Genomic DNA, 5,860 nt, shown 5'->3' on the forward strand with positions numbered 1-5,860 from the left:
CTTCAATACAATGCCAATAAGTTCACTTATGCTGATGCCTTCGTCCTCGTACAACGTTTCTTCCATACCTGGGTCCCCATTTTCCTATGCAAAAATTTGTGAGACAATCTCGCTTTCCCGACGAAATTCTTTCTTGTGCAAGAATTGCTCTACCAACAAGCATACTTGGGTGTAAGGTACGAAGGTGTGCATAGTAACCTGTTGTTAGAGTGATTCCTTAAACCATTAAACGATACCATGTACAGGGGTGAAAGTAAATATAGATTAGAAAAACGATTAGTTATGATACCGCTGAAATTGTATGGTTTGTATTGGAAAAATGCCTTGAAAGATTAGTAATGTGCTTCTGGTTATGATGGGCAGGACACTATTGACCGGCATGCTTTCTCACCTCACAATGCTAGGCATGAAGAAGTGGAAAGCCCCAGAGAAGAAATCATTCCGCCAGGCCTTGAGGGAAAAGGATAGTGCACGAATCGTGCACTACATCCTACGTTTCATTGTTGTCTTGGTACTGGTCGCCCAGCTCTTCAATCGGAACTATGAGAATGTTTTCCTTTGTGTGCTTACCCTTTTCCTGTTCGCCATTCCTTCCCTGATAGAAACCAACACCCGTATCGACATACCGGACACCTTGGAGAACATCATCCTCTTCTTCATTTTTGCAGCCGAGATACTCGGGGAGATGCGCTCCTACTATGTGACCTTCCCCTTCTGGGATACGCTACTACACACATTCAATGGATTTCTGGCAGCAGCAATCGGGTTTTCCCTGGTGGATATTCTCAACCAGAACGAACGTTTCTCCATCCGGCTCTCTCCCTTCTTCGTTTCCATTGTTGCCTTCTGCTTCTCCATGACCATTGGTGTTGTTTGGGAGTTCTTCGAGTTTTTCATGGATGTGGTCTTTCGCTTGGATATGCAAAAGGATACTGTGCTCACCACGATTCGCTCAGTCTCTCTGGACCCAACTAACAGCCAGAGGGTTATCACCTTAAGCGGTATTGAAGAAGTAGTGGTCAATGGAAAACCATTGGGAGTAGGTGGATACCTGGATATTGGGCTCTTCGACACCATGGAGGATCTGTTTGTCAATTTTATTGGAGCACTTGCCTTCAGTATTGCCGGCTATTTTTATGTGAAGTACCGCTCCAAGAAAGCTGGGTTCCTTAGGCACTTTGTACCAACATTGGGGGAGAAGGAAGAACCCAGGTAAAGAGACGGTTCAGCTATTTCTCAGTTTCCTGATCGAACGGTTGAGCTTTGGCCGGAGGATCAGTTTGTAGGCCAGGGAGTGTGTTCTTCTCTCTGCTTCAGGATAGGTGCTGAAAAAGGAATCTGGGTCGTTAAACGTGTGAAGGCTCTCTCTGATCGCCTTACTCTGGATCTCTGTCTCCTCTTCCTCCCAACTGATCGGGGGATTCCTGAAGTGGGTCACGGCTATCCCGTAGCCATAAAAGCTTCCGATAAAGTTGGCAAACTTTTGCTGGAGCTTTTCCAGATAGGGACGGTCAATAATATGTCCTCCGACCTCGATCCACTGATCTTGATGATACAATTCTACCCATGCATGGTGCAGATGTCGTGGACTGAAAAGGAAAGAGACCTCACCAAGTAATCCTCGGTGGATTACCTTGCTGATCATGGCAGCTTTCAACCGGCAAGGTACTCCCACTGCACGAAGCAGTGCCATCAGGAGCGTGGTCTTTGTAAGGCAGTTGCCCATGCCTTGAGCAAGTACCTGTGAAGCAGGCACTGCAAAGTGCTCACTATACCCAAAGGGGAAGGCATCACGAACAAAGGTATAGACTGCGGCAATACGACTACCAGGAGTAGGGAGGGTAATCCAGCCCTGCTTTTGGATGAGTGCGGCGATAGTAGGATGTGTATAATCAAGGAGTGCTGTCTGTTCTGTATATCGTTGCTCGTCTAAATCCATCAATACCTCTTTTGGTTACTAGTATACGCCCATGAGCGTATAGTTACCAGACATGAGTATATTATGAGTAATCCGTATAAGCATTAGACAGAAAGATAAAGCTGTACTACGATACAGAGGAGGAGAATGCAATGGATACACTACATGCACTGATGAAGGGCCCGCTCCCTTCACTGTTTTTCTGCATTGGTAACCCGGTGGTGGGAAACCCCACCCAATATATGATGGAAGAAGCCTTTCTGGATATGGACTTTCCTGGTCAATACATCACCTGTGAGGTGGAGAGTGACCAGTTGCAAACAGCACTGGAGGGGTTGAAAGCCCTGCATGTTGCCGGAGGTAATGTCACCGCTCCCTTCAAGCAACAGGTCTTTCCCTACCTGGACAGTTTCACTGAAAGTGCGCGACTCAGCAATGCGGTGAACTGTATCACGTTGCAATCGGATGGTACCTACCAAGGAGACAATACCGACGGAAAGGGGTTCCTGCAGTCGCTGAAGGAGCAGGTCAGCAATCTCCGTGAAAGGCGCGTGGTGCTCTTCGGCTCAGGTGGAGCCGCCTCAGCCATTGTCGTGGAGTTGGTCCTCGCTGAAGTGAAAGAAGTTGTACTGGTAAACCGTACCAGAGAGAAAGCAGAAGCACTTGCTGAGCGTTTACAGGGTGTCACGAATACAAAAATATCTACCCAAGCTTGGGAAGGTACCTACCAGATAGAAGAAGATGGCTTGGTGGTGGTGCAGGCCACCAGTGTTGGGCTATTTGATGAGAATAGCTGTATCGATGTTGCATTCTCCCAGGGACTACGGGATGTCATTGCCTGTGATGTGGTATTCAATCCCACCGATACGGCTTTCTTGAAGCGTGCAAGACAAGCAGGAGCTGCTACCCTTGATGGACTGGGAATGTTGGTGAACCAGGGTGTACTTGGTATTGAGAACTGGACCGGAAGAGACGCCGATGCAGAGGTGATGAGGTCAGCACTGGCAGAGGCCTTTTCACTCTGATGACAAACAGATATCAAATACTGTACTATGGGCGACTATGAACTACTACTTCATTGCTTGCAGGACAGGAAGAGAAGAGTACGTGAAGGCTCATCTGCTCAAATTCTTCAGTCGTGAACTTGAGGAAGATGAGGTGATGGCCTTCATTCCCATGCGTCGTATGATCGACCGTCGCAAGGGAAAGAAGATCATGACTGACCATCCCATACTCCCTGGGTACCTGTTGCTCTCCAGTGAGGTGTCGTTACAGGATTTTAGTCGGGATGTACTGAAGCTACCTGGTTGTTATGGATTCCTGAGAAATCTGAACAAGGCCATCGAACTGCAAGGCCCTGATTATGAGTATGCTGCTTGGATTATGCACAATAAGGGTACCATCAGGCCATCGAAAGTAGTCTATAAAAAGGGTGAGCCGATTAAAATTATCGACGGGCCGATGCAGGACTTCATGGGCACGATTGTGAAGGTTGATTATCGTCACAGCAGGGTAATGGTCGAGTTCCAGTTTGCAGAGGTGATCAGGCGTGTGAGTATGCCGGTAGAGTTTGTTGAGTCCAGTAGGTAGCTGGAAAGAGAGATTTCTCTACGATTCATTTACAGGGCATGAGCGGCATGGTATAGTAGCGCTACCCGAGCTCCTGTGTCACAAGAAAATTTGTGCTACACGTTCTGCATGGGAGCAGAAGAAGATAGAGACCAGGGGTGATGTTGTATGAGTGAAATGGTGAAGAGTCGTTATATCCGCTGGGTTGTCCTGATGGCAATGGATGCACTTTTTTTGTTTGTTGCCGGACTGCTGGCTTCCTGGGTGGTTTTCCAGTCATTACCCTTCAATTTCGATTCATTACTCTATTTTAATATTCTTGCCACCATCCTACTCCTTTTTGCCGTTCGTTTTTACCATATCAGAATCAGTGAGAGCTCCCTCGACCTGCTCGGTCGTGGTTTGACCGCGTTTATTCCGGTAACCATCCTTGGTGTACTGCTTATTGGCTTTTACCTTGGATTCCGTAGTGATTGGATCCCCTTTATAGTCAGTACCGACATCTTCGGCTTTCTCCTGGTGATGGGGTTTCGTGTTTTTTACCGGTCGGTCTTGGTGTTCAGAAATAAACAGAGCAACAACCAGCATCCTCGAGCTGTTATCTATGGGGCAGGGGAGTTGGGAAATACCTTGGTAAGACAGTACCAAAAGGGAAAACTTCCCTACCATATTGTAGGATTTGTCGATGATGAAGTGCATCTCCACGGTACCTATATGCTCGGGGTGAAGGTCTACGGGAGTGTGAAGGATTTGCCACAGGTGCTTCAGAACCTGAAAGCCAAGACACTGATCATTGCCATTACCCAGATTGACCAGGAGAGAATGCTTCTGGCTGTCGATGCGGCAAAGGAAGCAGGTTGTGACATCAAGGTCATCCCATCCCTCTTTGAGATGCAGGAGGGCCAGAAAGAGCTGGACCTCAGAAATCTTGACTATGCAGACCTTCTTGGTCGTCCCCTGATCAGCATCGACAAGGAGCCGATCAGGCAGATGGTCCGTGGGAAACGTGTTCTGGTAACGGGAGCCGGGGGAAGTATCGGTAGCGAGATCTGCCGGCAGTTGCTTACCTATGGTCCAGAGCAGCTCCTGCTGCTCGATATTGATGAGACAGAGCTCCATGATCTTTCCCTGCGGCTACATAACTACCAGAAGGAGTGGAGTGACCTGGTCATACCCATTGTCTGTGATATCAAGAACCGAAAGAAGATTGACCGTATCATGACCCAGTTCAAACCACAGTTGGTCTTCCACGCTGCAGCCTACAAGCATGTGCCGCTTCAGGAACTCTATCCAGAAGAAGCCATCACAACCAATATCAATGGTTCTTATGCTGTACTCAAGAGTGCCAAGGAGCACCAGGTTGAGAAGGTCGTGGTCATCTCCACCGACAAGGCAGTGAACCCGACCAACGTAATGGGAGCTACCAAGCGGGTGGTCGAGTTGATGGCCGGTATGCTTAACAGCAAGGAGACAGAAATTGTCTGTGTACGCTTTGGCAATGTCCTGGGAAGCCGGGGAAGCATGCTTCCCCTCTTCATGGACCAGATCAAGGCAGGGGTTCCCATAACCGTCACCCATAAGGACATTATCCGTTACTTCATGGCAATTCCTGAGGCAGTTGGCTTGGTATTCAAGGCAGCCAGTATGGCAAAGGGTGGAGAGGTGATGGTCCTGGATATGGGCCAGCCAGTCAAGATCTATGACTTTGCAGAGAAGCTCGTGAAGTACTATGGGGATAGCAGGAGCCAGGTCATCGTAACCGGTCTGCGCCCAGGAGAGAAGCTCTATGAGGAACTTCTTGCCAACAAGGACACCACCATTGCTACCGAGGAGAAGCTGGTCTTCAAAGCAAAGGTGAACAACCACACCATCAGTGAGCTGTCTTTCCTGAATCACTATCTTACTGCCTTTGATAAGAGTGCACCTGAGGAGATGCTGAAAATGCTCCATGAGTTGGTTCCTGAGTTCAAGGATCCAAAGATGTAGGTTGTTAAGCCAAGAATGAAAAGGATCAATATCTCAGGACAAGTTTTGAACTCAGGAGGCGTTGCCTCCTTTTTCATTCCAATGGACGGGGTATCTCACCTTGTTTTCCTCTCGCTTCGTTGGGGAATGAATATATAAACTGTAACAGAATCTCAATTCTTGTGGAGCTGTATATACGGCCTTTCTGCATCTAATAATTTGTTCTTCAAGCAATTGTTGACGGTTAAAAATCAGCTTATCAGATTCTAACCCAAATTCCCGAAGTTTTGTAACTATGAGAGCGGACAATCAGTCTCGAACGGATCTTCATCCCCTACATTCATCAGCTTGCCTTTCCATGGATACTCAACACTGAACAGATCGAAGATGAGCCGCTGAGCCTTCGTG

General features: G+C 47.8%; 5 protein-coding genes. 4 read left to right on the forward strand and 1 reads right to left on the reverse strand.

All coding sequences use genetic code 11. From position 1 onward, the window contains the following. Positions 1-406 precede the first annotated feature (406 nt). On the forward strand, positions 407-1,216 hold the full coding sequence (locus JF818_RS13700; protein WP_198892541.1) for a hypothetical protein: 810 nt from the start codon (positions 407-409) through the stop codon (positions 1,214-1,216). A 9-nt stretch (positions 1,217-1,225) separates the two neighbouring features. Here the strand turns inward: JF818_RS13700 and JF818_RS13705 are convergent, their stop codons facing one another. Beyond that, positions 1,226-1,939 (reverse strand): transglutaminase family protein, encoded by a 714-nt coding sequence (locus JF818_RS13705; protein ID WP_233067894.1) that lies wholly within the window; start codon positions 1,937-1,939, stop codon positions 1,226-1,228. Positions 1,940-2,070: 131 nt separating this feature from the next. Between JF818_RS13705 and aroE the strand changes: the two genes are divergently transcribed. From aroE to JF818_RS13720, 3 genes are all read left to right on the forward strand, one after another. Further along, complete coding sequence (gene aroE / locus JF818_RS13710; RefSeq protein ID WP_198892543.1) at positions 2,071-2,943, forward strand: shikimate dehydrogenase; 873 nt, start codon at positions 2,071-2,073, stop codon at positions 2,941-2,943. 37 nt (positions 2,944-2,980) lie between these two features. Beyond that, on the forward strand, positions 2,981-3,508 hold the full coding sequence (locus JF818_RS13715; RefSeq protein WP_198892544.1) for a transcription termination/antitermination protein NusG: 528 nt from the start codon (positions 2,981-2,983) through the stop codon (positions 3,506-3,508). Positions 3,509-3,655: 147 nt separating this feature from the next. Continuing rightward, positions 3,656-5,473, forward strand: a complete 1,818-nt coding sequence (locus JF818_RS13720; RefSeq protein WP_198892545.1) for a nucleoside-diphosphate sugar epimerase/dehydratase — start codon at positions 3,656-3,658, stop codon at positions 5,471-5,473. Positions 5,474-5,860 lie beyond the last annotated feature (387 nt).

Origin of the sequence: Sphaerochaeta sp. S2 (assembly GCF_016406725.1) — a bacterium.
Lineage (GTDB): Bacteria > Spirochaetota > Spirochaetia > Sphaerochaetales > Sphaerochaetaceae > Sphaerochaeta.

Excerpts from the sequence above, each read along its gene's own strand:
- aroE (WP_198892543.1), top strand. The coding sequence starts at position 2,071 with ATGGATACACTACATGCACTGATGAAGGGCCCGCTCCCTTCACTGTTT.
- JF818_RS13700 (WP_198892541.1), top strand. The coding sequence starts at position 407 with ATGAAGAAGTGGAAAGCCCCAGAGAAGAAATCATTCCGCCAGGCCTTG.
- JF818_RS13715 (WP_198892544.1), top strand. The coding sequence starts at position 2,981 with ATGAACTACTACTTCATTGCTTGCAGGACAGGAAGAGAAGAGTACGTG.
- JF818_RS13705 (WP_233067894.1), bottom strand. The coding sequence starts at position 1,939 with ATGGATTTAGACGAGCAACGATATACAGAACAGACAGCACTCCTTGAT.
- JF818_RS13720 (WP_198892545.1), top strand. The coding sequence starts at position 3,656 with ATGAGTGAAATGGTGAAGAGTCGTTATATCCGCTGGGTTGTCCTGATG.